We start from the raw sequence: 26,419 nt of genomic DNA, 5'->3' as shown, positions 1-26,419 counted from the left end.
GCCATGTCAGTCAACAATGATGTTGAGGGTGGCACCGTTTTCGCGAGCAGTCTCGCTCCCACAAGGTTCTTCAGCGTTCAGCAGATCACCAACGCATCCGCACGCCGAGGCTGCCGATGATGCCGTTCAAGTCATTTTCATCCACATCGCTGCTGTAATCGGCGCTCATGTACAGGCTTACCGCCGGTGTGACCCGCGCCACCAGACCCAAACCCAATTCCACTGTTGAAGACTTGCGGCTGCTGCTGATCTTGTCGACCTGATCGAGCGTCACCGTGCTGCCGGTGTAAACGGTGTGCCAAAGGTTGGTGCGCACGTAGGGTTCGACAGGCAACCCGTTCAAGTCATAACTGCCTTTCAACCGCGCACCGACGCGGCCACTCCACGCGGTCAGGTCGGTGGAAGAGGCATTGCCCGAGCCGGCGTACGGAGCGTCGAGACTGATGCGCTGGTTGATCAGTTGTGCCTGCGGCTCGACCACCCAGTTTTCACTCAAGCCGATCGGGTAACCGCCTTCGACGGAAAAGGTCATCGCATTGCCTTCGGTGGCTTGCCGATTGCCTTGCGCAGTGCGACTGAAACCGCTGACCCGACCGCCGCTGGCCGACAGGTCGACGTGCCAGCCTTGCGCACCCACCAGACTGTAATAGGCGCCCAGGCTCTGGCCTTGCAGGTTGAGGCTGTCAGTGTTGCGGTCGGCGAGGGCACGTCGGGTCAGCGCACCATCGGCATTCAGCTGGACCTGATTGTTGCCACCTATAAGACCAAGGGTCTGAGTAGTCCCGTTAGCGCTTTTCAACGTGACCACGGCCGGACCTTTGAACTCGCCAGCGGCCATCGCATAACCGGATGAAAGTGCGTCGGTCTGTGCTTGCCGAGCGCTTTTGCCGTACAGCTCGTCCCAGGCAGATGGGGCAAGATCCTCAGTGATCAGGCGCGAACTCTGCTGATTCAATGGCAGCGTTCCGGGTGTTATCACGGTTACTGGCAGGGTCAGCACCGGTACGTCGGCGCGATACCACGCGGGTTCATCCGCCGCAGATCCCGCATGCGCCTCCATGGACGAGCACAGCAACAGCGAACCTGACACTGTGCAAAGGGTGATTTTCAGTTCGAGTGGGGTCAGTGAAGTCTTCATGGAGGTCTACCTTGCAAGCGCATGCGTCATCTCGTGTTTGGCGTCTCTCCTACCCCGAATGAGGGGCGACCGAATAGAGCGGGGCGAACCGCGGCTGCTCGATTTCGCGAGTGCCGGAAGGTCAGCCCCAGTAGTGATTCCGGGGGTAGTAAGGTAGAGATAAGAAGAGCGACGCCTGCGCGTCAAGAAAATGCACGATGAATGGCGCGCTTAAATCAGCCTTTGCAAGCGTTTGTTTTTCTGCACATAACTAAGTGTTTGTTTGCATGGAAAAACGCTTGCAAGGCAGGCGGCTGACGGTTTTTTGCCGCCGACGAAAGGTCTTTCCTAGCGTCAGTTGCCGGGAAGGCCTGTCATTTAATTGCTGTCAAAAAGCGCAGCTACAGGTGTACTTCAACTGCTAACGGCAAGTGATCCGAAAGATGCGTCCACGGCTTGTTGCCAAGAATCCTTGGATCGTGGCTACTGGCATTGCGCAGGTAGATCCGGTCAAGCCTCAGCAAGGGAAACCGCGCGGGATAGGTTTTCGCCGGGCGCCCATGGTGACGCTCAAAGGCTTCATGCAGATAATCGCGACGGGCGAGGGCGGCGTTGCCTTGCAACTGCCAGTCATTGAAATCGCCGGCGATGATCACCGGCGCATCGTCGGGTAGAGATTCAAGCAGCTGACAGAGCAGTTGCAACTGCAATTGTCGATGGCTTTCCAGCAGACTCAAATGCACACAGATCGCATGCACCTCGGCATGCCCGGGGACATCAAGAATGCAGTGCAACAGCCCGCGCCGTTCAGGCCCGGTGATCGACACGTCGAGGTTGCGATATTCGCGGATCGGATATTTCGACAGCAGCGCGTTGCCGTGGTGGCCGTCGGGGTAAACGGCGTTGCGCCCGTAGGCAAAATCGCTCCACATACTGTCGGCGAGGAATTCGTACTGCGACGTCTGCGGCCAGTCGTTGTAACGACTGGAATGGCGTTCGTGCTCACCCACCACTTCCTGCAGAAACACCAGATCGGCCGAGGTACTGCGCATCGCTTCGCGCAGTTCCGGGAGAACGAACCGCCGATTCAGCGCGGTGAAGCCCTTGTGGGTGTTGACCGTGAGTACCCGCAGGCGATGAATGACTGGCGCGTCGACCGCTTGACGCTTGGGATCGCTGGACACGTTCACTCCTCTGAATTGGGCCATGCCTGTTCATGCGACTGGTTTGAGGGGGTGGCAGTTCCTTACGATGATTCACTGCTGGGCCAATGTGGGAGCGAGCCTGCTCGCGAAGACTTCATCACATTCAATACATCTGACACATGACACACCGCTTTCGCGAGCAGGCTCGCTCCCACAGGTATGTTGAGCTTCCGCCGTTCAGAAGAAGACGATTTCATACGGCAAGCGCATCCGCTCCAGCAGCACCGGCGGCAGCAGCGGGGCGATGCCGATGGCCGGTTCGCCCTTGAGCTGGCTGGCGTAAGCGTGGGTGGCGTGGCTCTTGCGCGCGACTGTCCAGGTGTCGAGACGCAGCTTGCGCGCGCGTTCCCAGGGAATCATTTGCTGCTCGCGCTCCGGCCAGTGCCAAGCCCACACCGGCACATCGTGGTAGGTCGCCCCGGCTTTCTGCGCCGCGTCGAAACTGGCCCGGCCAACCACTTCATGATCCGGCGGGCCATCCTTGCGCCAGGTACTGAACACTACGTCGCCCGGTCGCAGGTAACGGCCGATGAACTCGGTGAGCTGGCTTTGCTGATCACTCAGTGCGTTGTCGGTAAAGCCGCCGCGCACCCACTTCAGGCTGTGCATGGGCAGGCCGAGGCGGCGCAGGGCTTCAACGCTTTCCTGCGGACGGAATACGCTCAGGCGCTGTTCCGACCACTGGCGCGAGCCGGGGTGGCTGGCGCTACCGTCGGTAATCGAGAGCAATTGCAGGGGATGGCCAAGGCTGGAGAGCAGTTGCAGCAGACCGCCGCAAGTGACCACTTCATCGCCCGGATGCGGGGCGATGACCACGGCGCGGGCGCCGGCGGGTACCAGGCTGTGGGTGTTGATGACGGGAATATTGTCGAGTTGCGGCGCGCTGTTCCAGATCTGTGCCGGCAGGCCGTGTTCGTTGAGCAATGACGATTTCATGAGTGCGACGTCCTTGTGGTATCTCGCCCTCAGTCGTGAGCAGCCAACGCTGATCGCGGCCCGTGAAGGCAAATGAATAGCAACGGTGCAGTGCTCCAACCCTTGGATTACTGCGAGGCAGAGTATTGCTCAAGACAGCCGATTCGTCGCGTCACAGATCAATCTGATCCGTAATTTTTTATTCCAGCTGTGCCAGATTGCGCAGAAAATCACCGAACCCGCCCTTGGCCCGACTGTCGAGACGGGCGCTGGTATGCACTTGCGGGCGGTGACTCCAGGCGATATTGGCGCCGCTGCGCTCCAGCGCACGCACCAGTTGCACATCCTCGTCACAGGTCAGCGACTTGAAACCGCCGGCCAGACGATAAGCCTCGGCGCTGACACCGAGGTTGGCGCCGTGAATGTGTCGATGGCCATCGCGGGCCTGATAATGGCGGTGATAGCGAATCTGCGCCGCCTCATCAATCGATTCGTGCCAGTGCTCGACAGTGACCGTGCCGCACACAGCATCAGCCTCCAGCCCCAGTTGCGCCGCCAGCCAGTCATCGGCGACGCGGCTGTCGGCGTCGGTGCAGGCGATCCAGCGGGCACCGCGCTCGAGCAACAGGCGCGCACCGGTGGCGCGGGCTTCGCCAACGTTGCGCGCATCGATCTGCAAGCTGAGCACCGGATAAGCGCTGACGATCTGCGCCGAGCCATCGCTGCAACTGTCGAGCACCACCAGTATTTCCACCGGCTCGCCGCCCAGTTGTGCATGCTGGCTGGCGCGCAACGCTGCACGCAGGCATTCATCAAGCAGCGCCTCTTCGTTGTGCGCCGGAATCACAATACCGATCAACGCAAGCCCTCCAGGGCCGCCACCGAGCGTGGCTCGCGGCTCCACAGTTCGAGAATGAAATCCGCTTCCTGATGCAGCACCAGACGCGGCAAAGCCAATTGATCGTGGATCTGATCGTGGACCTGCCGTGCATTCAGCGGGCAGCCCTCGATCGGCGGGCGCCAGTGGCAGGCCAGCAATTGTCCGTCGGCGGTCAGTGACTCACTGATCCGGCGAATCATTTCTGTCAGATCTTTTTCGTCGAGGTAGTAGCCGATTTCGCTGAATACGATCAGGTCGAACTTTTCCTCCGGCCAGTCAGCCGGAAGGCGGCCCTGACGGACTTCGGCATGCTCGAACACGCTCAAGCGCGTACGCGCCAGCTTCACCGCCGCGCTCGCCGTGTCGCAGCACAACAGGCGGTCGCAGCGCGGAGCCAGCTCTGCACTCAGTTCGCCGTTGGCGCAACCCGGTTCGAACACCGACCTGTAGCGCGGACGGGGCAGGGCGGCGAGGGTGATCGCGCGTTTGCGCTGCTCGTACCAGCGCTGGCGGAACGCCCATGGGTCGTCATTGCCCGCGAACAGGCCATCGAAATAGCGGTCATCGACGCTCACAGGAACACCACTTCAAAAGGTTGCAGCAAACGATCGAGCACATAGGGCGCGAGCACCGGCCCGAGGCCGACGTCGCGGTCGCCTTCCAACTGGCTGGCGAACGCGTGCGCGGCGTGGCGTTTACGTGCGATGTGCGTCGGTGAAAGGAGAATCTTGCGCGCACGCTCCCATGGCACCGAAGCGTCTTCCGGGGTTGCCCAGTGCCAGGTCCAGACCGGAAGTTCATGGCAGGTCGCACCAACGCGTCGCGCCGCTTCGACACTGGCGCGGCCTACGGCCTCGTGATCGCTGTGACCGTCCTGGCGCCAGGTCGTGAAAACCACGTCACTGGCATGCAGATAACCGGCGATGAATTCGCTCAACTCGGTTTCCTGCGCCGCCACTTGCGTATCGGTAAAACCTCCGCGCAGCCATTTCAGGCTATGCATCGGCAGACCGAGGCGCCGCAAGGCTTCGGCAGACTCCTGCGGACGCACCACGCTCAAACGCTCGACTGTCCAACGCTGCGAGCCGGGGTGACTGGCGCTGCCATCGGTGACCGAAATCAACTGCAACGGCCGTCCGGCTGCCGCCAGCAACTGCATGATGCCGCCGCAACCGAGCACTTCGTCATCCGGGTGCGGCGCGATGATCACCGCTCGCGAGCCCAGCGGTACCAAGTCAAGAATGTCGATAGCCGGCAGCTCGGCCAGACGGCGCGAAGCCTGCCATTGCTGCAATGAAGTGCCCTGGCCAACGATCGGGTTGGCTTTCATAACGCCCAGACCTCGCAGGACTGACCAGCAATCTGCTGGCCCAATGCAGCAAGGTCGCGTTCGGCATGACTCTGGCGCAGAAATACCGGCAGGTCGGCACTCAACCTGGCGAAATGCCGATCCTGACAAAACGGCCCGGCACCCAACGCACGACCGACTTCACGCATCACCTGTTCAGCAGACTGTTCAACCACGGCGCGGGCGCGGCGGGCGAGCAATTCAGCGTCGGCCTCGGGCTGCGCATCGATTTGCAGCGCGCTGAAGCGCAACACATCGGCTGCCGCTTGCAGTGCTGTGTCAGTCGCACCGAGATGGGCGAGGGCGTGCGGTTCATCGCGTTGCGCGCAATGCTGACGCAGCCCTTCGGCAATCCGCCGTGAAGCGCCATACCAGCAAGCGGCGATACCGATCCCGCCCTGCCAGAACCCCGGTCGTTGCAGGTAATCACCGGGGTTGCCAATGGCCTGCGCTTCAGCGTTGTCGAACAGCACTTCAACGCTGCCGGTGGCCGCCATGCCCACCGCTTGCCAGCCTTGATCGGTGATGGTCACGCCAGGTTGATCGAGCGCGACTGCAACCAATTGCTGTTGACCGTCCGCGTCCCATGCGGTGAGCAAGGCGTGGCTGAGCACCGCAGCGCCAGAGCACCAGGCCTTGCGCCCGTTCAGCGACACCATATGCCCGGCCGGCGTGACTTTCACCCGTGCCTGCGGCGGTTCGGCGGCCCACATGCCCCACGTGCTGCCCGGGGTTGGCGTACCGCCCAATTGCTCGATGATCGCCAGCGCGTCGGTGTGGCCCTCATAGAGTTTGCACAGGCCTAAATCGTGTCCACCGACTTCCGAGAGACGCTGAAAGCGCTCCAGCGTGTGACCGCTGCCGGGTAACGGCAAGCGGTCGAGGCCGGCCTCGACCATCGCCCTCAGGCAACGGCCGAGGGCGTTGGTGTCGGCGTAATCTGGCGGACGGCGGGCCAGATAATGTTGAAAGTCCATATCAATCTTCTTCGTCACGTTGCAGTTCGAACAGCAGCAACGAACGCCCGGTCACCGAATATTCATGGCCGAATTCAAAGCGCTCCTGGCCGCGAATCGACGGCTGATTGGTGTCGATCATGCAGGTCCAGAAGCCGCCGTCCGGCACTTCCGGCAGGGTGAAGTTGACGATGTCGTGGTGGGCGTTGACCACCAGCAACAGGGTCGCGTCGGCACCTTTGCGGCGGATGCCGGTTTCCTGCGCGCGACCGTCGAGCAGCATGCCGAGGCAGCGGTTGTGCGCATCGTGCCAGTGCTCGGTGGTCATCTCGGTAGCGTCCGGTGCCAGCCAGGTCACGTCCTTGACGCCGATGTCTTCGTTGTACTCGCCGACCAGGAAACGTCCGCGTCGCAGGATCGGATAAGTCAGGCGCAGCTTGATCAGGCGTTTGACGAACTTGAGCAGGGACTTGCCGTCCTCGCTCAGGTCCCAGTTGACCCAGCCGATCTCGCTGTCCTGGCAATAGGCGTTGTTGTTGCCGTCCTGGGTGCGGGCGAACTCGTCACCGGCGACGATCATCGGAGTACCTTGGGCCAGCAGCAGGGTGGCGAAAAAGTTGCGCATCTGCCGGTGGCGCAGAGCGTTGATTTCCGGATCGTCGGTCGGACCTTCGACGCCGTGGTTCCACGACAGGTTGTTGTTGCTGCCGTCCTGGTTGTTCTCGTCGTTGGCTTCGTTGTGCTTGTCGTTGTACGAGACCAGATCGTTGAGAGTGAAACCGTCGTGGGCGGTGATGAAGTTCACCGACGAATACGGCCGGCGCCCACGCTGGTTGAACATCTCGCCGGAAGCGGTCATGCGGCTGGCGAAATCGGCGAGCTGAGCGTCGTCGCCTTTCCAGAACGCACGCACGGTGTCGCGGAACTTGTCGTTCCATTCGACCCAGCCCGGCGGAAAGTTGCCGACCTGATAGCCGCCGGGGCCGCAGTCCCAAGGTTCGGCGATCATCTTCACCTGACGCAGCACCGGGTCCTGACGGCAGGCGACGAGGAAGCTGTGGCGCTCGTCGAAGCCATCGTGGTAGCGGCCAAGAATGGTTGCCAAGTCGAAGCGGAAGCCATCGACGTGCATCTCACTGGCCCAGTAGCGCAGAGAGTCAGTGACCATTTGCAGCACGCACGGGTGGCTCAGGTCGAGCGTGTTACCGGTGCCGGAATCGTTGATGTAGTAGCGCTTGTCGTCGGGCATCAAGCGGTAGTAGGAGGCGTTGTCGATACCGCGCATCGACAGGGTCGGGCCTTGCTCGTTGCCTTCGGCGGTGTGGTTGTAGACCACGTCGAGAATGACTTCGAGGTTGGCATCGTGCAGATGCGCGACCATTTCCTTGAATTCGGCAATCTTGCCACTGGCCAGATAACGCGGGTCCGGGGCGAAGAACGCAATGCTGTTGTAGCCCCAGTAGTTGGTCATGCCCTTTTGCAGCAGATGCTGATCGTTGACGAAAGCATGGATCGGCAGCAGTTCGACAGAAGACACACCGAGCTTGCGAATGTGCTCGAGCACGTCGTCGACCATCAGACCGCCGAAAGTGCCACGCAGGTTTTCCGGCACCGACGGGTGACGCATGCTGATGCCGCGCACATGGGTTTCATAAATGATGGTCTTGTCCCACGGCACGCTGACGCGATGGTCGTTGCCCCAGGTGTGCGCCGGGTCGATGACCTTGCACTTGGGCACGAATGGCGCGCTGTCACGCTCGTCGAAACTGAGGTCGGCGTCGGGGTGGCCGATGGTGTAGCCGAACAGCGCCTCCGACCATTTCAGCTCGCCGACCAATTGCTTGGCGTACGGGTCGATCAGCAGTTTGTTGTGGTTGAAGCGGTGACCATTGGCCGGGTCATAAGGACCATATACGCGGTAGCCGTAGATCAAGCCAGGATGCGCATCCGGCAGGTAGCCGTGGTAGATCTCATCGGTGTATTCCGGCAGCTCGATGCGTTCGAGCTCGACCTCGCCGGCATCGTCGAAAATGCACAGCTCGACCTTGGTGGCGTTGGCGGAAAACAGAGCAAAGTTCACCCCCAGACCATCCCAGGTCGCACCGAGCGGGAAGGGCAGGCCTTCACGGATTCTCGACGGCTCGGCGTGCGCAGCGGGTTCGGCTTTCTTTGGACGGGTCATGATTGCTCCTGCAAAAAAACGGGACAGTTCAGGCAATGAGATTTCCTGGTGGGAGCGAGCTTGCTCGCGAAAGCGTCGGTACATTCGACATTTTCACCAACTGGCCTAGCGCTTTCGCGAGCAGGCTCGCTCCCACAGGGTTGTGTGTTTTTCCCAATAAGGGACTTTCTTCAGGGCGCAAGAACCCCTTGTGGCGAGCATGCTCGCCACACAGTCATTCAGTTCAAAAATGGATCGGGTCAGTTCGCCGGAGGCTTCTTCGCTGCTCGCGGCTTTTTCTCGGTAGCCTTTTCGCCCGGCGGGACTACTTTGGGCGTGGCCGCCGGCTTGGCTTTCGCTGCCGGTTTGGCTTTGGCGGTTGCCGGAGTCTTGCCGTCGGTGCTTTTCGCTGCAGCGGCTGTAGTCTTGCCAGCCACTTTGCTGCCCGCCGCTTTCGGTGGCTTCTTGGGTGCCAGCGCTTCGGCCTCGGCCAGCTTGCGCGCCATTTCCCAATGACGTTCTTCGTGGCCTTCAGGTTTCCCTTCCGACTCCCAGATCTGATAGGCGAATTCGCGAATGCGTTTATCGTCGGTGCTCATCGCAATGCTCCTGAACTGAACTCATGCTTGTGTTAAGTGTTGGATAAAGAGATTGACCGGGACATCCCCCAGCGCTTCGCTGACATTCAGCTCCCTGTTTTGTGTGACTACGCTGCTTGCAAAAAGTCCCTTCAGGTTTGCATCCGAAGCGGCAGACGGTAAAACCACCCGCGTATCGCCCCAGCGCAGCGCATCGACCTGCGGCATGGCACTGTTTTCCAGCAACGTCGCGCAACGCACCGGCACTACCACGATGGCCCGCACGCCTTCGTGTTCACGCGCGAATGCCAAGACGTTGTGCGCCTGACTGCCCAGTACTTCCAATGGCTGGTAATCGCCACGACGGAACAGCTCGCTGTGTTCCTTGCGCAGGTTCAACACCTCACTGATCAGCGCCTGTTTGATGCGCCCGTCACGCCAATCCTTGAGCAGTTCGGTACCCGGCACGGATGCCTGCAACGCTTGCTCGCGGGCGGCGTAATCCACCGGCCGGCGGTTGTCCGGGTCGACCAGACTGAAATCCCAGTACTCGTTGCCCTGGTACAGATCCGGCACACCCGGCACGGTCATGCGCAGCAAGGTTTGCGCCAGCCCGTTGAGCGCGCCGGCAGCGGCGATGCTGTTGACGGTCTTGCTCAGCGCCGCACGCAGCAACTCGCCTTCTTCACCGGTCAACAGTTTTTCCGTGAACGCCTGTGCTGCGTTTTCATACGCTTCATTCGGCGCGCTCCAGCTGCTTTGCAGCTTGGCTTCGCGCAGGGCTTTCTGTTGCCACTGCCAGATGCGCTTGGCGTAATCGGCGAAACCGGCCTGGTCATCGTCCTGCAGGTCCAGCGGCCAACTGCCGAGCAATGCCTGATAGAGGATCAGTTCGTCGCCAGCGGAAGGCGCGTCATCTTCGATGCGCACGGGGCGGGCGAGGGCGCGCCACAGTTCGACCTGATCGGCGTACCAATGGCTGCGTTCGCTCAGCACGGCCAGACGGGCGCGAGTGTCTTCGCCACGCTTGTGGTCATGGGTGGCAGTCGCGAGCAGGTTGTCTGGAAACTCGGCCATGCGCTGTTGATTGACTTCGTGGAACTCGCTGACCGGCGCGCTGAATTGCTCGGTGTTGTAACCGACATCATTGCGCGACAGCAGCACCGCCGAGCGATACAGCGCGGTATCTTCCACGGCTTTGGCAGCTGCCGGCGAAGTCAGTTGCTGGAAACGCACGCAGGCATGCTTGAGGATCTTGCGCGAGCGCCCCCGTGGCTTGCGGCGCCATGGCGTGCCGCCGAGCCAACTGGCGACCGAGTCGAGCACTGGCCAGTCGGCTTCGCTGAGGGTTTGCCGCGCACCGTCCATGGCGTGCTGGAAAATCGCTTCGTCCTGCTCGGACCGGCCCATGGCGCTGATGTAAGTGCGATAAACCGGGAAGTGCACGATCAGCGCATGCAGCACGCGGCGAATCGCGCCCAAGGTCAGGTCGCGGGTCATCAGGTCATCCCGTGCGACTTGATGCAGGGCCTGCGCGACACTTTCGAAGTCGCTGGCCAGCGAGCCGTTGAGGATCTGCTGACGGGCCAGTTGCGCTTCTTCCATGAACGCAGCCGGGCGCTCGGTGCGGCGCTGCCAGAGTTCGCCGAGCACGTTTTCGCCGTCCGGGTCGTGTTGCAGCAGCGACAGCTGATTCATGAACTCGTAGCCGGTGGTGCCGTCGACGCTCCAGTCGCGGCGCAGGGTTTCGCCCTCGCCGAGGATCTTCTCGACATAGATGGGCAGGTGACGTCCCGGCGCCAAGTGATCAAGGCGACGGCGCAATTTGCGGCAGTAGCCACGCGGGTCGGCGAGGCCGTCGATGTGGTCGATGCGCAAGCCGTCGACCAGACCTTCTTCTACCAATTGGAAGATTTTGCCGTGGGTCGCTTCGAACACCGCCGGACGCTCGACGCGCAGGCCGCCAAGCTCGTTGATGTCGAAGAAGCGCCGCCAGTTGATGTCGTCCGCCGCCGTGCGCCAACTGGCCAGGCGATAGCTTTGCCGTTCCAGTAAATCGTGGAGCTTGTGGAAGCCTTCCTCGGTGGTGGAATCGTACTGTGCGAGGTTGCCTTCGATAGTCGCCAGAACACGCGGATCGCTGGCCAGCTCGCGCAGCTCCTGCTTGAGCGGGATCGCCAGCGAATGTGCGTCGGTCTGGTAGCTGAGTGTGCTGAAGCGATCTGCCAGAGACTTCAGCGTGTCGTCGGACTTGAGCAGCTCGCCATAGTTGTTCGGGCAGATCGGGAAGTGGTGGTCGTAATGCTCGACGTAGAAGGTCCCGGCCTGCCCGTTGAATTTCAGCTTCAGCGTGCCTTCCTGCAACGCCACGCCGTAATCACTGCCAAGGAATGGCAGCAGCAACTGGCCTTCCATCAACGGGTCCGGCGAGTGCCACTGAATGTCGAAGAATTCGCCGTACGGGCTCAGGCGTCCCCATTCCAGCAAGTCGAGCCACCATGGGTTGTCATTGCCGCCCACGGCCATGTGGTTGGAAACGATGTCGAGGATCAGGCCCATGTTGTGTTCGCGCAGGGTGCTGACCAGTTGGCGCAATGCCGGCTCGCCGCCCAGCTCAGGGTTGACCTGGGTCGGGTCGACCACGTCGTAGCCATGCATGGAACCGGCGCGCGCCGCCAACAGGGGCGAGGCGTAGATATGGCTGATGCCGAGGCGGGCAAAGTACGGCACCAGTGGCACCGCTTGTTCGAGGGTAAAACCTTTATGAAATTGCAGGCGCAAGGTGGCGCGCAGTGGCTGGATTTGCTGTTGATTCATTGGTCACGCTCAGAGGCTTGAAGGCGCGCGCAGGCCAACAGTTCCAGGCGGCGGGCGGCATCGGGGCCGTCCAGCAACGCTTCGCTGGGACCGGGCAAACGTCGCGACCAGTTCGGATGTGAATCGGTGGTGCCAGGCAGATTCGGCTGTTCATCGATACCCAAGGCATCTTCCAGCGGCAGCAGGACCAGCGGCGCGCGGGTGTGGCCGAGGAAACGCACACTGGCATCGACCACTTGATCGGCTTCGTGGGACTCTTCGCGGAAATTCTGCGGATCTTGGCGCAGCGCATCGCGCAGGCCTTCGCGTTCACGCTCGCGATGCCGACGCCAGTCGATTTCGCCGTTGGCATCGACCAGACCGAGGCGTGCATTCCAGTCGATGTCACGACCATGCCACCAACCATTAAGTGTCGGCAGGTCATGGGTGCTGGTGGTCGCCAGGGCATCATCCGGCCAGTCGAGAATCGGTTTGAAGCGGGTGTTGTCCTGTTCGAACAACAGCACGCGCATGCCCAGGATTGACCGCGCGGCAAGTTTTTCCCGCAGGCCTTCCGGCACGGTGCCGAGGTCTTCGCCGAGCACAATGGCCTGATGCCGATGGGATTCCAGGGTCAGCAGGCGCAACATGTCGTCGAACGGGTAATACAGATAGGCGCCATCGGCCGGAGCGGCGCCGTTGGGAATCACCCACAGGCGTTGCAGGCCCATGACATGGTCGATACGCAAGCCACCGGCGTGGGCGAAGTTGGCGCGCAGCATGTCGATGAAGGCGCGGAAACCGTTGCGGATCAGCCCTTCCGGCGAGAACGCGGAAATGCCCCAGCCCTGGCCGCTGCGATTGAGGATGTCCGGCGGCGCGCCGACGGTCAGCGAGGCGAGCAATTCATCCTGAAAGCTCCAGGCCTGGCTGCCAGCGCCATCAGCACCGACGGCGAGGTCGGCGATCAGGCCAATGCCCATGCCGGCACTGCGCGCGGCAGTTTGGGCGCGTTCGAGGCAGCGATGGATCAGCCATTGGCAGAAAGCGAAATAACCGATGCGCTCGGCGTATTCCTCGGCAAACGCGCCCAGCGCCGCACCGCGCGGGTCGTGCCAGTGCTGCGGCCATTCGCGCCAGTCGAGACTTTCGCCACGGGCGGCGCGCATTTCCTGAATCGCTTCAAAGCGGCAATGGTTCTCCAGCGCTTCGCCACCGGCGTGACGAAAACTGGCGAAGTCGGCGTGCAGCGGATGCTCACCAGCGACGAAACCTTCATACAAGGCTTGCAGCAGCTTCTGCTTGGCTTCGGCAGCGGTCGGCCAGTCGATCAGCTTGAGATTTTCCAGCTGCTCGAACTGCGCGGCCAGGCCACTGACATCAATTGCATCACGCAACGCGCGTTCGCCGAGAATGCTCCCCGGCGCGGCATACAGTGAATTGAGAAACAAGCGGCTGGACGGCGAATAAGGGCTATAGCGGCCATTGTCGGCGCTGAACATCGCGTGCATCGGACTGATCGCCAGCGCATCGGCGCCACGTTCGCCCGCTACACGAACCAGTTCCTCCAGCGCCTGGGTGTCGCCAAAACCACCGTCACCCGGACGGCGCAGCGAATACAACTGGGCGCTCAGACCCCAGGCCCGCGGGATCGGGCTATCGACCGCATCGGCGACGCTGAAGCAGCGTTCAGGCGCCACGGCGAGCGTGAAATACTGATCGGCGATATGCACTTGCTGGTAACCGACCGGAATCAAGCCGGGCAACATGGCTTCGTTGTCCAGCTTCAGGTTCATCTGCGAGCCGTCTTCAAGATGGATTTCGCAGGGGGTTTCCGGTGAGAAATAGCGACTCAGGTCGAGGGCAACGCCCACGTCGCAGGTCAGCAGGGGCGGCAAATGGCGGTCTTGCTGGACTTCTTGCAATTCCAGCAGGCTGGCATCGATTTCTTGCGCGGTGCTGGCGGGGTGGCCGAGTCCGATCAGGACATTGCGCAACACAGCAGGAGCGACTTTTTGCTGACGCCCGTTGGCGTCGATCCAGTCGACGGCAAGGCCGGCTCGACTGGCGAGTATTTCCAGTTGCGCATCGCTCATAGGCGCTCTCCATCCAGGGGGTGCATAACGGGTGCGGCCGTGAGGCTGACGAGCGCGGTGTACGCCGGCAGTTGGTTCGGGTCCGACAGTTCGATCGCGGCTGGCTGTTGAAACAGCCACTCGGTATCGGTCTGTGCAGGGTTGACCACTGGCGTGTCGCTGAGGTTCAGGTCAATTCGCAGTTCACTGCCGTTGCCCAGTCGCCAGCGTGCGCTGACCGCGCCATGGCCGAGCATCTGCGCGCCCAACGCTTGAGTTCCGGAGAGGTGGGGAATGATGTACTGGTGACGCAATTTCAACAGTTGCCGGTAGAGCTCTTGCGTCTCCTGTTGTAACGGCGTGCCACTGCCAACCAGTCGTGGCTGTGAGGCGCGGAAGGTTTCTTCGGCATTCGGATCGGGGATCTGTTCGCGCTTGTGCGGATCGGTAAAGGCGCTGAATGCGGCGAACTCGTTGCGCCGACCTTCACGCACCAGTTCCGCCAGTTCACCGTGGTGACTGGTGAAAAACAGGAACGGTTGCTCGGCGGCAAACTCGTCGCCCATGAACATCAGCGGAATCATCGGCGACAGCAGCAACAACACCGTCGCCGCTTGTACCGCACGCGGGTCGGCGAGCTGATGCAGGCGTTCGCCAAAGGCACGGTTGCCGATCTGGTCATGGTTCTGCAGGAACAGCACGAAAGCAGTGGAGGGCAGATGTTCGCTCGGCTCGCCGCGAGGTTCGCCATGGCGAGTGATGTGGCCCTGGAACACGAAGCCCTGGCTCAGGCAGCGCACCAGTTGCTCGGTGGGCTGCGCGGCATAGTCGGCGTAATAGGCGTCGGTTTCGCCGGTCAGCAGCACGTGCAACGCGTTATGACCGTCGTCGTTCCACTGCGCGTCGTAATCGTTTTCCAGCAGACTCGACTGGTTCAGCTCGTTCTCGACGGTCAGCCAGACGTGCCGGGTCGGGTCGATCTGCTGGCGAATGCGCCGGGCCAGATCGCTGAGAAAGTCGGGATCTTCAATCGCGTGCACCGCATCCAGACGCAAACCGTCGAAACGGTATTCGAGCAGCCACATCAGCGCGTTTTCAATGAAGAACTCGCGCACTTCCGGGCGACGGAAGTCGATCGCCGCGCCCCAGGGCGTGTGTTTGTCCTCGCGGAAAAAGCCTTTGGCGTAACGATGCAGATAGTTGCCGTCGGGACCGAAGTGGTTGTAGACGACGTCGAGAATCACCGCCAGGCCATGGCCGTGGGCGGTGTCGATCAGGTGTTTGAGTTGTTCCGGTGTGCCGTAGGAGGCTTGCGGTGCATAGGGCAGCACTCCGTCGTAGCCCCAGTTGCGATCACCGGGAAATTGCGCCAGCGGCATCAGTTCGATGGCGGTGATGCCCAGTGCCACCAGCCGCGCCAGATGCTGTTCGACTTCGGCAAAACCACCGAGCGCACCGACGTGCAGCTCGTAAATCACCGCTTCGCTCCACGGCCGACCATTCCAGGTCGTGTGCCGCCATTGATAGGCATGGGGGTCGACCACCACGCTGTGGCGGTCGAGGTCACTATCCTGCGCCCTGGAGGCCGGGTCCGGCACCTCCAGTTCGCCATCGATGCAGTAACGGTAGCGACTGCCCGCCGGGCAATTGGCCTTGATTACAAACCAACCGTCGCCCTGAGGCAGCATGGGCAACGATTTTCCATCTTCCAGTTCCACACTGACGTAGAACGCGTCAGGCGCCCACAACGCAAATTGCGTGTGCTCGGCATCCAGCATGATCGCGCCGTGGGGCCAGGTTTCTTGGGTCCTTGACGGCATTTTCTGCAACTCCCTGGTTATTTGTGGCTGGCTTTACCCAACGCCTTGGCGACCAGTTGTTCGTAAAGTTCGGCGTACGGTTCAACCGCTTTGCTCCAGTTGAACGGTGCAGCCATGGCCCGGCAACGCATGGCATTGAGCAATTCCGGGAAGGCGAAGACTTTGAACGCGCGGCTCAGGGCTTCTTTATAGCTATCAACGGTGGACTCATCGAAGAGGAAACCGGTGACGCCGTTTTCAATGGTGTCGGCCAGACCGCCGGTGTTGCGCGCGACCGGCAGCGAGCCGAAACGCTGGGCGTACATTTGGCTCAAGCCGCAAGGCTCGTAACGCGAAGGCATCAAGAGGAAATCGCTGCCGGCGAACATGCGTCGGGCATCGGTTTCGTTGAAGCCGATGCGCACGCCGATCTGGCCTGGGAAGCGCAGCGCCAGTTCGCGCATGGCTTGCTCTTCTTCCGGCTCGCCGCGACCAATGATCGCGATCTGACCACCGTTCTGCACGATGAACTCGGACACCGCTTCGGTGAGGTCAAGACCTTTCTGATAGACCAGGCGCGAAACCACGGCGAACAGTGGGCCGGTAGAGTCATTCAGGCCGAACAGCTCACGGACGTGGGCGGCGTTGACCGCTTTGCCTTCCCAGTCGCCGATGGCGAACGGGGCGAACAGGTGCGGGTCGGTCGCCGAATCCCAGCTCTCGTCGATGCCGTTCGGGATGCCGCTGAGCAGGCCTTGCTGGGTCTTGGCGGCAAGGAATCCGTCGAGGCCACAGCCGAAGTCCGGGGTGGTGATTTCTTGCGCATACGTCGCGCTGACCGTGGTGATGTGGCTCGAATAGGCCATGCCGGCCTTGAGGAACGACATCTTGCCGTAGAACTCCATGCCTTCCTGTTGCAGGGCATGGGTGGGAATCCCCAGCTCCGGGCAGGAACCGAGGCTGGTCACGCCCTGGTAGGCAAGGTTGTGAATGGTGAACAGGGTTGGCGTGCGCTGCCCGCGCCAGTGCATGTAAGCGGGCGCGAGGCCAGCCGGCCAGTCATGGGCGTGCACCAGATCCGGGCGCCAGTGGATTTGCGCAAGGTTGGCGGCGATGTCGGCAGCGGCGAGGCCGAGACGGGCGAAGCGGATATGGTTGTCCGGCCAGTCGCGACCGTTGTTGGCGCCGTAAGGGCCACCTTCTCGCTCGTAGAGTTCAGGGCAGATCAACACGTAGATCACCAGGCCATCGGGCATGTCCATGCGTCCGATCTTGCAAGGTGGCAGCGCGGCATGGCCACCCAGCTCGCCGATGATGTGAATCGGGTTTTCGCTGTGCACCACTTGCGGATAACCGGGAATCAGCACCCGCACATCATGTAGATGGGCCATGGCCCGGGGCAGGGCGGCGGAGACGTCACCGAGGCCGCCGGTCTTGACCAGATCGGCGATTTCCGAAGTCACGAACAACACTTTTTTCTTGTTGGGATTCTGGCTTGCTACCGGAGCAAGCGTCTTGGTGCCGGGTACGTTGATCTGTCGGCTGCCGGGAACACTGATGGTGCTCGATTCTCCAAGCGACTGGTGAGCACGCTCTCCCTGAATATCCAATGCCGCACTGATCATATGTATCTCCCGTGTGTGATCTGATTCTTGTCTCGAACAAGCTGTTTCGTGGCCAAGTCCTGTGGCCGGGCGCAAAGGCGCCACGCATCGGTGAGCAAATGCTGACCCAACACGCGCAAGCAGAATGGGTGGTGAGGCCGTTGCAAGGATTACACCAGTCGCTTTCGCCCAGTTGTTCTGATGACCTGTGGCGTGAAGCAAAAGTTTCGACTTTTTTTCGGCGGTATGACCGAGTGGTTTGGCCACTGAAAAATCAGTCTAGGCCAGATCCTAGAGCGGGTTGGGGCAAATGGGTAAATTGTTCGACAATCGGTTGTGTCGGGATGTAAGCGAGGGTTCAGGAGGGGAAACGCTCCGACGAAGGGCATGTTTTTCGGTCGGAGTGGGCCAAAACGGTGACTGGGCAGTCACGATTTTGTGCTAGGGGATGGGCGGGTTGCACCGTTGTGGTGCGAGGCTGTTTCAAAGTGTCGTCCGAGGTGACTTCTTCGCGAGCAGGCTCGCTCCCACATTGGAACGCGTACAACTTGTGGGAGCGAGACTGCTCGCGAAGAGGCCTGTTGCAGCAACTCAACTTTAAAGTGATGGAATCAATTCAACAGACGCACCGGCTCCCCAGCTGCCCAACCCTGAATATCCTCGATCATCTGCCGGAAGAACTGTTCGTAATTCTGCCGACTGACATAGCCCACATGGGGGGTAGCCAGGACATTGTCCAGCGTGCGAAACGGGTGCAGGGCCGGCAAAGGCTCTTGCTCGAACACGTCCAGCGCCGCCCCGGCAATGCGCCGTTTCTGTAGCGCCTTGATCAACGCCGCTTCATCGACGATCGGCCCGCGAGCAGTGTTGACCAGCAGCGCGCTCGGTTTCATCCACTCCAGCGCCTGGGCATCAACCAGACCGCGACTGCGTTCGCTGAGCACCAGATGCACCGACAGCACGTCGGCCTGCTCGAACAATTGCTGCTTGCTGACATACGTCACGCCGGCCTGTTCGGCGCGTTCGGCGGTGAGGTTCTCGCTCCAGGCAATCACCCGCATGCCGAACACCTGGCCGAACTGCGCGACCCGCTGGCCGATGCTGCCCAAACCCAGGATTCCCAGGGTCTTGCCGTGCAGATCGCCGCCGAGGCCCTGTTGCCACTGGCCGGCGCGCAAGGCATTGGCTTCCTTCACCAGATCACGGGTGGCCGCCATGATCAGCGCCCAGGTCAGTTCCGGCGCGGCGTGTTTGTAACTGTCGGTGCCGCAGACCTTGATGCCCAGCGCTGCAGCGGCCGGCATGTCCAGCGCGGCATTGCGCATGCCGCCGGTGACCAGCAACTTCAGATTGGGCAAGCGCCCGAGCAAATCGGCGTCGAAACGCGTGCGTTCGCGCATGACGCAGATCACCTCGTACTGGCCGAGGCGCTCGGCCAGTGTCGCGTTGTCGGCCGGGTAATCATGCACAAACGTCACTTCACCGATGCTCTCCAGCACGGACCAGTCGACCACGTCGCGGGCCACGTCCTGCCAGTCATCGATCACTGCAATCTGCACCGTCATCGGCTTGCCTCATCAAGGAGCGGAAGGAGTCTTGCCCAGCCAGCCGAGCAGCGCCTGATGGAATTTTTCCGGTTCTTCCATTTGCGGCGCATGACCCATGCCCGGGAATTCAATCAGCGTCGACTGCGGAATCAACTTGGCGACCTGTTTGCCAAGCACCTCGTAGTGGCCGATTTTCGCTTTGACTTCCGGCGGTGCGAGGTCCTTGCCGATGGCGGTGGTGTCGGAGGTGCCGATCAGCAGCAGGGTCGGCATCTTCAGGTCCTTGAACTCGTAGTAGACCGGCTGGGTGAAGATCATGTCGTAGATCAGCGCCGAGTTCCACGCGACCTGGGTCTTGCCCGGACCTTTGCTCAGACCGGCGAGCATGTCGACCCAGCGATCGAATTCCGGCTTCCAGCGGCCATCGTAATAGGTGGTGCGCTCATAGTCGCGAATGCCCTTGGCCGTGACCTTCAACTCACGCTGATACCACTGATCGACGGTGCGATACGGAACGCCGAGGGCTTTCCAGTCTTCCAGACCGATCGGGTTGACCATCGCCAATTGATCGACCTGCTCCGGGAACAGCAGCGCATAACGGGTGGCGAGCATGCCGCCGGTGGAGTGACCGAGCACAGTGGCTTTCTGAATGCCCAACGCCTTGAGCAATTGCTGGGTGTTGGTCGCCAGTTGCTGGAAGCTGTACTGATAGTGCTCGGGTTTGCTGGAGGTGCAGAAGCCGATCTGGTCCGGCGCAATCACGCGGTAGCCGGCATCGCTCAAGGCCTTGATCGAACTGTCCCAGGTCGCCGCGCAGAAATTCTTGCCGTGCATCAGCACCACGGTGCGGCCGTTGGCCTTGCCATTGGCGGCGACGTCCATGTAACCCATTTGCAGCTTCTGACCCTGGGATTCGAAGGCGAAGTGTTTAAGCGTGTAGGGATATTGGAAGCCTTGCAGCTCCGGGCCATAGGCAGGCCCTTCGGCGGAGGCGGTTTCAGTGGCTGCGTGCGCCATTAATGGCAGGGCAGCGCTGAGGACGAGGCCGGGCAGCCAGCGGGAAAGCGTGACGGACATAAGCACAAACTCCTTGAAAATTGGCCGACTCTGGAAGGTCGGGATTACGCCGACGTTAAACAAAGGCAATCACAGCGAAGGTTGGTTCAACCGAGCCAGCCCAGTGTCAGCAAGGCCAGCACGCCATAGCGCGCGCCTTTGGCCAGGGTGACGATCAACAGAAAGCGCCCGAGCGGTTCGCGCATGACGCCGGCAATCAAGGTCAGCGGATCGCCGATCACCGGCAGCCAACTGAGCAGCAGCGACCAATGTCCATAGCGCTCATAGTGCTTGCGCGCCTTGGTCATGTGCTTTGGGCTGACCGGGAACCAGCGTCGATCCTGAAAGCGCTCGATGCCGCGGCCCAGCCACCAGTTGACCAGCGAACCGAGCACGTTGCCCAGCGTCGCTACCGCGAGCAAACCCCACAGCCAGTAACGCTCGCTGACGATCAGGCCGACCAGCAGCGCCTCGGATTGCAATGGCAACAACGTCGCCGCACCAAACGCAGCAAAGAACAGGCCGAAGTAGGCTGCCCCCATCAACGGGCCGGGTAGTCCGCCACTACCACGTCAGCGCCGTCCTTCTTCAGGCCGATCACTTGGTACGCATCGCTCATGCCGTCCATTTCCATGCCCGGCGAGCCCATTGGCATGCCCGGCGCAGCCACACCCAGCAGATCGTCGCGCTTGCTCAACGCAAGCACCTGATCGGCCGGCACATGGCCTTCAACGAATTTGCCATTGATGATCGCCGTGTGGCAGGACGCCAGACGCGGTGGTACGCCGTGCTGCTGTTTAAAGCTGCTCATGTCGCTTTCGACGTGATCTTCGACTTTGAAGCCATTGGCTTCGAGATGGCTGATCCATTTTTTGCAGCAGCCGCAATTGGCATCGCGGTGCACTTCGATCGGGATCAGTTCGGCGGCTTGCGCCAGGGAGGAGATGAACAGGGCGCTCAGGGCGAGCAGACGCAGTTGGCTTCGCATGGGAATGGACTCTCGACTCGGTGAAGGTCAGCAAGAACGCATTTTGACCGGTTTTTCCATCCCGGCATCAACTGAGTGTTTCCAGTTGCTACAAGACAGCCGAACCAATGTGGGAGCGAGCCTGCTCGCGAATGCGGTCGACCAGGCGCAGATACAGTGACTGAAAAATCGCTTTCGCGAGCAGGCTCGCTCGCACAGGGAATTGGCGTAAAGGCCAAAATCCCCGTGGTCGCGGTTGGCTTAACTGACCTTGAACCGCCCCATGATCGCGCTCACGCGGCTATTGGCTTCGAGCAACTGGCGGGTATTCAGCTCGCTGGCCTGGCCGCTCTGCACCAGTTCATCGACCATGTGGCGGATCTGCACCATGCTGCGGTTGATCTCTTCGGTCACTGCGCTTTGCTGTTCGGCGGCGGTGGCGATCTGCGTGCTGAGGCTGTTGATGTGGCTGACCGAACCGGCCATTTCGTCCAGCCCCGAGTTGACTCGGGCAGTGGCGTCAGCGGCGGACTGGCAACTGGCCTGGGTGTTTTCCATGGCACTGACCGAGGAACTGACGCCTTGGGTCAGACGGGTCAACATCTCGTTGATTTCCGAGGTGCTGGCCTGAGTGCGGGCGGCGAGGGCGCGGACTTCATCCGCTACCACCGCAAAGCCACGACCCTGTTCACCGGCCCGGGCCGCTTCGATCGCGGCGTTGAGGGCGAGCAGGTTGGTCTGCCCGGCAATCGCACCGATAACACCGAGGATTTCGGTAATGCGCTGGGCGTCCTGCTGCATGTTTTCAACTTTGTGTGTAGCGCTGGCCACTTCGTCGATCAGCGCGACCACGCTGTTGGTCGCTTCACCCACCACGACGCGCGAGCGATCGGCGTTTTCATTGGCGCGCTGGGTGAACGCAGCGGTCTCAGCGGCGTTCTGCGCGACGCTTTCAGCGGTCGAGCTCATCTCGGTAATGGCGGTGACGGTCTGGTCGGTTTCCGAGGCGTGACGCAGCAGAATCTGGCTGGTGTGCGCCGAAGTGCGTTGCAGATTGTCGAGGCTGGACGCCATGGCACCGGTGGCCTGGGTGACTTCGCCGATCATGTTCTGCAAATAGACGATGAAGGTGTTGACCGAATGGCCGATGGCGCCCAGTTCGTCCTCAGCGCGAATGGTGATGCGGCGGGTCAGGTCGGCGTCACCGCTGGACAGTGAATCGATGTTGGCTTTCAGAGCCTTCATGCGCTGTACCAGTTTGCGAATCGCGTAAACCTGCAACAGCACCAGCAGGATCACCAGCGGAATCTGGATCAGGCTGAGACTGTTGAGCACATCGTCACGCTGGGCGGTGAGCATTTTGGTCGGCAGGGCAGTGGCGAGGAACCACGGTGTGCCCTCGATAGGGCGCATGAAGAATGTGGCGTCTTCACCGTTGTTGTCGAACTCGACGCGTTGCGCTTTATCGCGGTTCTGCAGGCCGGTCTTGATCTGATTGATGAAGGTCGAGCTGGCCGCCAGTTCGCTGATGTTCTTCAACACGATCGGACCGCTGATGCGCGAGCTGTTACTGATGATCTTGCCGTCAGCCTCGACGATGAGCATTTCGGCGTTGAGGTCTTTTTCCTTGCGCGCTATCAAATCGTTGAAGAAGCCCAGGGTCACGTCGATGGTCGAAACGCCCCAGGCACTGCCGTTCTTGTAGATCGCCATGGCGCAGTTGGTGCGCGGCTCGGCACTCGCGTCGTCCTTATAGGCAGCGGCCCACGCGCACTGGCCGCGCGGGGTGGCCATGCCGCCCTTGTGCCAGCTCTGGTCGTAGTAGTTCGGTGCGGCGTCGCTGTTCCAGAACGTATTGACCTTGAGCTGGCCCGAGGCATCGCGGTGCCAGAAGGTGCTGAACTTGTTGCGCCCGGCTTCGCGCTGGCCCGGCGACGGCCAGATACCGCCGCCAAAGACTTTCAGTTCGCCGTACTGATCCACCAGCCCTGGCAGCACCACGTCGATGGCGGCGCTGTCGAGCAGGGGGATGGTCTGGGTGATACTGCGTTGCTGCGCCTGCACCTTGTTCAGTTCGCCCTGAATCTGCACGGCGACTTCGGCGATGCGGTTGAGCACGACCTTCTCTTCGGTATCGCGCAGGGTCGGTGCGACCAGTTGGCTGATGCCGACCACGGTGAGCACGGACAACAGCAGGATGAACAGAATCAGAAACAGCGTGTAGCGAGCCTGAATAGTGCGCAGTGCGGGCATGGAACTGATCCTTGAGCGGCTTTTTTGTTGGAGGGCAGGAATAAAACAGGGCGGGTATCACAGCGTATCGTCGTTACGGGCGGAAGCTTTAGGTACTTGCGTGCCGAAAGAACTCAGGGCGATGACCGGTTGGTATCGGGATTGGTACATCCCTCGCAATCGCCACAGTTGTTACATCCTGATGACGGCGCTGAAGCAATATTTGCGGGGCCTTAAGCTCGGTGTCATGAATGTACGAGATTTGTAAAAAAGCGCACAAAAGGGTTGGTTGGATCAGCCGAAGCGGCCGATACTCGCGCCCATTCAATTGGTTGGAACAAGGACACTTCATGCTCATTGCACAAGGAATCCTCGCATGACGATCGGCTATACCGGCGCCTGGGAAAGCAAGGCGGGCGTAATGGTCCGTGATACCGGCGCGAAAAAGCAGGTTTCGCAGAGCGTCAAGGTGCAGCAGATGCTGACCCTGGTCGGCAACGATCCGAATGCGCTTAACGTCGCGGAGATGGACAAACAGGGTTTGCGCAAGCAGATCAAGGGCTTTGATCCAGCCAACGTCTCCGTAAAGCAGTTGGGCAACCTCAGCGAGTTCCTGCGCGGGCGCGGCCTGATTTCCGAAATCACCTCGATCACCTTGCTCAATGCCGGCGACAAATTCGACCGTTTCGGCGTGCAGAAAGACCCGGAGGCGAAGTTCAACGCGCTGGAATATTTCGCCACGCAGCTCGATGCCATCCAGACCAACAGTCTCAATGGCAATTACTACGGCAAGAGCCTGATTCCCGAATTCAAGAAAGCCATTTACGTCCTGCAGAATCTCAAGACCTATGGCGAAGGCAATGCGGCAGTTCCGTCCGACAAAGGCCTGAAGGCAAAGGCCTGACATCTGCCGATGAAGCCCGCTCATCCGTGTGCGGGCTCGGGCTGATTACTCCGCAGCCATGGCTCGCCCAGTGAGTTGACGTTGTGCCTGGTCGTGTAACTGCTGCATGTGCGGGCAATGCAATGTCAGCTTGCGCGTGCGGTAGCCGCGATGAAACAACGTCAGCCAGCCTCCTCGATTGTCTTGCGCAGGCGCCAGACCGGTGAAAGCAAAACCGATGGCGTTAAGATTGTGCAGGTCCAAGGCAAACTGTCGCGACAGCTGCAAACGAATCGAAATCAGCCAATGTCCGGGCAGTGTTCGCAACTGATCGAGCAGTTCCGGTTCGAGTTTTTCCACGAGCATGTCATGGCGATTGCCGTGTTGTTCAACCTGAACCGAGGGCCCGCGCCAGCATGCTGCGCTGGGCGAACAGCCAAACGCCGCCGTCATACGCTCCATGAACGCACGGTAGCGGGTTGGCCACAGCTGCTCCGGCAGCGGGCGCTGATAGCCGTCTATGGCGCGGACACCCAAGACGATCGACTCCGGTGTTTTGCCGCCAAAGGGTGAGCGGACATAGTCCGGCAACAGCCCGGTGTTATGAAAACCGAGACTGATAGCCATGCGTTGGGTATAAGGGTGGTGGGTGACCTGTTTGATCGAAACGCTGCGACAACCCAACGCCTGTGCATGAGTCAGCAGTTGCGCGCCCAGCCGCGTGGCGAGATTCTGCCCGCGAGCATCGGGATGCACGGCGCTCAAGGCCAGTTCGGCATCGTGCGAGTTTTCGCTTTGCCGATACAAAGTGGCATGGCCAAGAATCCGCTCTCCCTCCACTGCAACCAGTGAGTGCCAGCGTTTGTCGGCGTGGTTCTGGTTGATCAGGCAGGGCAGGTAGACGTCGCTTTGCACGTAATGAGCGCCATAGACCTCGCGAAACAGCTGGCTGACTGCCGTGGCGTCGGTGTCACGGTAATTGCGCAGGATCAACGCTTCCATCACGCACCTCCCTGTCATGTCGGTCGTAGCAGCGTAGATCGACGATCCGCAGGCTTTTCCCTGCGCGAGGATGGCGCGCAAGGTCCTCGAAGCGGCAGCTCTGTATACGCAGCTGCAATAACCCGGCGCCTCGCAGTTGTGGTATCTGCGGATACAGTTCGATCAAGCGGGCCTCGAGTCTGTCTTCGATGCGGGACGATCCTTCGTTGACTACGTATTTCACCGTCAATAGATCCCTGCCGTCGTCGTGTTCGATCAATAACTGCCAATCGTTGCTGCCAGTGATGCTCCGTACGCTTTCGCTGATTTCATCGGTCATCAGCGACAGAATGCCGAGCCGCACACGCTGGCTGCTGCCGCTGCGCCCGCGCAGGGCGAATTTGCGTTGCGCAGTGCCCGACGGCTCTCGCCAGCACGCGAGATCTCCGACGGGATAGCGGATCAGCGGCATCAAGCGGCGATGCAGATTGGTCAATACGAGCAGACCGGTTTGATCGCAGGCCTCGATCGTTGCGCCGCTGTGCTGATCGACAATCTCCAGCAGCACGTGGCCGTCAGGTGTGCGATGTTCTCCTTCGATGCAGTCACGATGACTTGCACCGATGAATCCGCCATCGACACTGGCGTAGCCGATCGAGGCAATGCGCGCGTTGGGCAGCACTTGCTCAAGGAGCTGGCGTTGTGAGGCAAACAGACTCTCCCCGCCATAAAGCACGCTATCAACCAAGGGCAGCGCAAGGCCGCGGTGTTGGAGCCAACTGGCGAAGGTCAATAGTTGCGCAGGCACGCCAGCCAACACGTTGATCCGGTGTTGCACGATGGCTTCGGCCAGCATTGGCGGGTCGACTTCGCCGGTAAACGGAAACTCGGTGATAGGCGTTTCCACATGGGCCAGTGAATCGTGGATAAACAGGAAACTGGCGTAGAGGTCGCCAGCGAAGAACAGATTGGCGACACGGTCGCCGGAGCTGAATTGCTCGCTCAGACTGCGGCCGAAAGCTTCCACTGTGCGTTGCCATTCCGTTCGGGCATATACGGAGAGCCTGCCGCCGCCGGTTGAGCCACCGGTCTTGAAGACCAGGGCGTGGGCAATCGGTGCTGTCAGAACTGGCCATTGCGCCAGATCCGCGCTGTCTTTCCAGAAGTCTGCCGGATCAAGTAGTGGCAGTTCGCGCAGCGAGCTTATTGCCTCGGGAATATCGGCGAGGCTGTTCCTGTAGTAGGGCGAATGCTTGCGGGCAAAACCCGTCAATTCGCTAATCGGGTCGGTTGTTTTCACGGTGTGTTCTTCTTTGATT

General features: G+C 60.9%; 20 protein-coding genes and 2 pseudogenes. 1 reads left to right on the top strand and 21 read right to left on the bottom strand.

What is annotated here, in order from left to right:
• Positions 1–85: 85 nt before the first annotated feature.
• From JWU58_RS14110 to JWU58_RS27595, 19 genes and pseudogenes are all read right to left on the bottom strand, one after another.
• Complete coding sequence (locus JWU58_RS14110) at positions 86–1,138, bottom strand: autotransporter outer membrane beta-barrel domain-containing protein (RefSeq protein ID WP_206420327.1); 1,053 nt, start codon at positions 1,136–1,138, stop codon at positions 86–88.
• Between the two features lie 380 nt (positions 1,139–1,518).
• Positions 1,519–2,301, bottom strand: a complete 783-nt coding sequence (locus tag JWU58_RS14105; RefSeq protein WP_016774637.1) for an endonuclease/exonuclease/phosphatase family protein — start codon at positions 2,299–2,301, stop codon at positions 1,519–1,521.
• A gap of 198 nt (positions 2,302–2,499) precedes the next feature.
• Positions 2,500–3,258 (bottom strand): PIG-L deacetylase family protein, encoded by a 759-nt coding sequence (locus JWU58_RS14100; RefSeq protein ID WP_016774638.1) that lies wholly within the window; start codon positions 3,256–3,258, stop codon positions 2,500–2,502.
• A gap of 178 nt (positions 3,259–3,436) precedes the next feature.
• Positions 3,437–4,096, bottom strand: coding sequence for a glycosyltransferase family 2 protein (locus JWU58_RS14095; RefSeq protein WP_206420326.1), 660 nt, complete (start codon positions 4,094–4,096; stop codon positions 3,437–3,439).
• Positions 4,093–4,692: an SAM-dependent methyltransferase gene (locus JWU58_RS14090; RefSeq protein WP_056785814.1), complete on the bottom strand. Its 600-nt coding sequence runs from the start codon at positions 4,690–4,692 to the stop codon at positions 4,093–4,095. The genes JWU58_RS14095 and JWU58_RS14090 overlap by 4 nt, the downstream gene beginning before the upstream one ends.
• Positions 4,689–5,447: a PIG-L deacetylase family protein gene (locus JWU58_RS14085; RefSeq protein ID WP_016774641.1), complete on the bottom strand. Its 759-nt coding sequence runs from the start codon at positions 5,445–5,447 to the stop codon at positions 4,689–4,691. Before JWU58_RS14085 ends, JWU58_RS14090 begins: the two co-directional genes overlap by 4 nt.
• The gene (locus JWU58_RS14080; protein ID WP_206420325.1) at positions 5,444–6,442 is read right to left on the bottom strand and encodes an acyl-CoA dehydrogenase family protein; all 999 of its coding nucleotides are present in this window, start codon (positions 6,440–6,442) and stop codon (positions 5,444–5,446) included. The genes JWU58_RS14085 and JWU58_RS14080 overlap by 4 nt, the downstream gene beginning before the upstream one ends.
• 1 nt (position 6,443) lies before the next feature.
• Complete coding sequence (gene glgX, locus JWU58_RS14075; RefSeq protein WP_123442545.1) at positions 6,444–8,603, bottom strand: glycogen debranching protein GlgX; 2,160 nt, start codon at positions 8,601–8,603, stop codon at positions 6,444–6,446.
• A 239-nt stretch (positions 8,604–8,842) separates the two neighbouring features.
• Positions 8,843–9,181, bottom strand: a complete 339-nt coding sequence (locus JWU58_RS14070) for a DUF2934 domain-containing protein (RefSeq protein WP_123442544.1) — start codon at positions 9,179–9,181, stop codon at positions 8,843–8,845.
• A 21-nt stretch (positions 9,182–9,202) separates the two neighbouring features.
• Positions 9,203–11,977: a malto-oligosyltrehalose synthase gene (locus tag JWU58_RS14065; RefSeq protein ID WP_206420324.1), complete on the bottom strand. Its 2,775-nt coding sequence runs from the start codon at positions 11,975–11,977 to the stop codon at positions 9,203–9,205.
• Positions 11,974–14,052, bottom strand: a complete 2,079-nt coding sequence (malQ, locus tag JWU58_RS14060) for a 4-alpha-glucanotransferase (RefSeq protein WP_206420323.1) — start codon at positions 14,050–14,052, stop codon at positions 11,974–11,976. Before malQ ends, JWU58_RS14065 begins: the two co-directional genes overlap by 4 nt.
• Positions 14,049–15,851 (bottom strand): malto-oligosyltrehalose trehalohydrolase, encoded by a 1,803-nt coding sequence (gene treZ, locus JWU58_RS14055; RefSeq protein WP_206420322.1) that lies wholly within the window; start codon positions 15,849–15,851, stop codon positions 14,049–14,051. Before treZ ends, malQ begins: the two co-directional genes overlap by 4 nt.
• Positions 15,852–15,868: 17 nt before the next feature.
• A complete protein-coding gene (gene glgA / locus JWU58_RS14050; protein ID WP_016774645.1) occupies positions 15,869–17,455 on the bottom strand; it encodes a glycogen synthase GlgA in 1,587 nt (528 codons plus the stop codon).
• Between the two features lie 590 nt (positions 17,456–18,045).
• Complete coding sequence (locus JWU58_RS14045) at positions 18,046–18,999, bottom strand: D-2-hydroxyacid dehydrogenase family protein (protein ID WP_123442540.1); 954 nt, start codon at positions 18,997–18,999, stop codon at positions 18,046–18,048.
• Between the two features lie 12 nt (positions 19,000–19,011).
• Positions 19,012–20,058: an alpha/beta fold hydrolase gene (locus tag JWU58_RS14040; RefSeq protein ID WP_122746324.1), complete on the bottom strand. Its 1,047-nt coding sequence runs from the start codon at positions 20,056–20,058 to the stop codon at positions 19,012–19,014.
• 86 nt (positions 20,059–20,144) lie between these two features.
• The gene (locus tag JWU58_RS14035; protein ID WP_122698336.1) at positions 20,145–20,579 is read right to left on the bottom strand and encodes a YqaA family protein; all 435 of its coding nucleotides are present in this window, start codon (positions 20,577–20,579) and stop codon (positions 20,145–20,147) included.
• Positions 20,579–21,025 carry a DUF411 domain-containing protein gene (locus tag JWU58_RS14030; protein ID WP_041480975.1) on the bottom strand — a complete coding sequence of 149 codons (447 nt, stop codon included), beginning with the start codon at positions 21,023–21,025 and terminating at the stop codon, positions 20,579–20,581. Before JWU58_RS14030 ends, JWU58_RS14035 begins: the two co-directional genes overlap by 1 nt.
• A 240-nt stretch (positions 21,026–21,265) precedes the next feature.
• Positions 21,266–21,793 (bottom strand): annotated as a pseudogene (locus JWU58_RS27600) (methyl-accepting chemotaxis protein); the annotation flags it as partial.
• 333 nt (positions 21,794–22,126) lie between these two features.
• Positions 22,127–23,257, bottom strand: a pseudogene (locus JWU58_RS27595) (HAMP domain-containing protein); the annotation flags it as partial.
• A 355-nt stretch (positions 23,258–23,612) separates the two neighbouring features.
• On the opposite strand from JWU58_RS27595, the gene JWU58_RS14020 reads away from it, so the two are divergent.
• A complete protein-coding gene (locus JWU58_RS14020) occupies positions 23,613–24,140 on the top strand; it encodes a hypothetical protein (RefSeq protein ID WP_024012886.1) in 528 nt (175 codons plus the stop codon).
• Between the two features lie 45 nt (positions 24,141–24,185).
• On the opposite strand, the gene JWU58_RS14015 is transcribed toward JWU58_RS14020, so the two are convergent.
• A complete protein-coding gene (locus tag JWU58_RS14015) occupies positions 24,186–25,121 on the bottom strand; it encodes a GNAT family N-acetyltransferase (RefSeq protein WP_206420320.1) in 936 nt (311 codons plus the stop codon).
• Complete coding sequence (locus tag JWU58_RS14010; protein ID WP_206420319.1) at positions 25,090–26,400, bottom strand: phenylacetate--CoA ligase family protein; 1,311 nt, start codon at positions 26,398–26,400, stop codon at positions 25,090–25,092. Before JWU58_RS14010 ends, JWU58_RS14015 begins: the two co-directional genes overlap by 32 nt.
• Between the last annotated feature and the right edge of the window lie 19 nt (positions 26,401–26,419).

The sequence above is a fragment of the Pseudomonas atacamensis genome, assembly GCF_017167965.1.
GTDB classification, from domain to species: domain Bacteria; phylum Pseudomonadota; class Gammaproteobacteria; order Pseudomonadales; family Pseudomonadaceae; genus Aquipseudomonas; species Aquipseudomonas atacamensis.
The sequence above is the reverse complement of the archived record's forward strand: the minus strand, read 5'-3'. Positions and strand labels throughout refer to the sequence as shown.

What these genes read in the sequence shown, in the direction of transcription:
- JWU58_RS14110 (WP_206420327.1), bottom strand. Translation starts at nt 1,138, where the DNA reads ATGAAGACTTCACTGACCCCACTCGAACTGAAAATCACCCTTTGCACA.
- JWU58_RS14100 (WP_016774638.1), bottom strand. Translation starts at nt 3,258, where the DNA reads ATGAAATCGTCATTGCTCAACGAACACGGCCTGCCGGCACAGATCTGG.
- JWU58_RS14085 (WP_016774641.1), bottom strand. Translation starts at nt 5,447, where the DNA reads ATGAAAGCCAACCCGATCGTTGGCCAGGGCACTTCATTGCAGCAATGG.
- JWU58_RS14080 (WP_206420325.1), bottom strand. Translation starts at nt 6,442, where the DNA reads ATGGACTTTCAACATTATCTGGCCCGCCGTCCGCCAGATTACGCCGAC.
- glgX (WP_123442545.1), bottom strand. Translation starts at nt 8,603, where the DNA reads ATGACCCGTCCAAAGAAAGCCGAACCCGCTGCGCACGCCGAGCCGTCG.
- JWU58_RS14070 (WP_123442544.1), bottom strand. Translation starts at nt 9,181, where the DNA reads ATGAGCACCGACGATAAACGCATTCGCGAATTCGCCTATCAGATCTGG.
- JWU58_RS14065 (WP_206420324.1), bottom strand. Translation starts at nt 11,977, where the DNA reads ATGAATCAACAGCAAATCCAGCCACTGCGCGCCACCTTGCGCCTGCAA.
- malQ (WP_206420323.1), bottom strand. Translation starts at nt 14,052, where the DNA reads ATGAGCGATGCGCAACTGGAAATACTCGCCAGTCGAGCCGGCCTTGCC.
- treZ (WP_206420322.1), bottom strand. Translation starts at nt 15,851, where the DNA reads ATGCCGTCAAGGACCCAAGAAACCTGGCCCCACGGCGCGATCATGCTG.
- glgA (WP_016774645.1), bottom strand. Translation starts at nt 17,455, where the DNA reads ATGATCAGTGCGGCATTGGATATTCAGGGAGAGCGTGCTCACCAGTCG.
- JWU58_RS14045 (WP_123442540.1), bottom strand. Translation starts at nt 18,999, where the DNA reads ATGACGGTGCAGATTGCAGTGATCGATGACTGGCAGGACGTGGCCCGC.
- JWU58_RS14040 (WP_122746324.1), bottom strand. Translation starts at nt 20,058, where the DNA reads ATGTCCGTCACGCTTTCCCGCTGGCTGCCCGGCCTCGTCCTCAGCGCT.
- JWU58_RS14035 (WP_122698336.1), bottom strand. Translation starts at nt 20,579, where the DNA reads ATGGGGGCAGCCTACTTCGGCCTGTTCTTTGCTGCGTTTGGTGCGGCG.
- JWU58_RS14030 (WP_041480975.1), bottom strand. Translation starts at nt 21,025, where the DNA reads ATGCGAAGCCAACTGCGTCTGCTCGCCCTGAGCGCCCTGTTCATCTCC.
- JWU58_RS14020 (WP_024012886.1), top strand. Translation starts at nt 23,613, where the DNA reads ATGACGATCGGCTATACCGGCGCCTGGGAAAGCAAGGCGGGCGTAATG.
- JWU58_RS14015 (WP_206420320.1), bottom strand. Translation starts at nt 25,121, where the DNA reads ATGGAAGCGTTGATCCTGCGCAATTACCGTGACACCGACGCCACGGCA.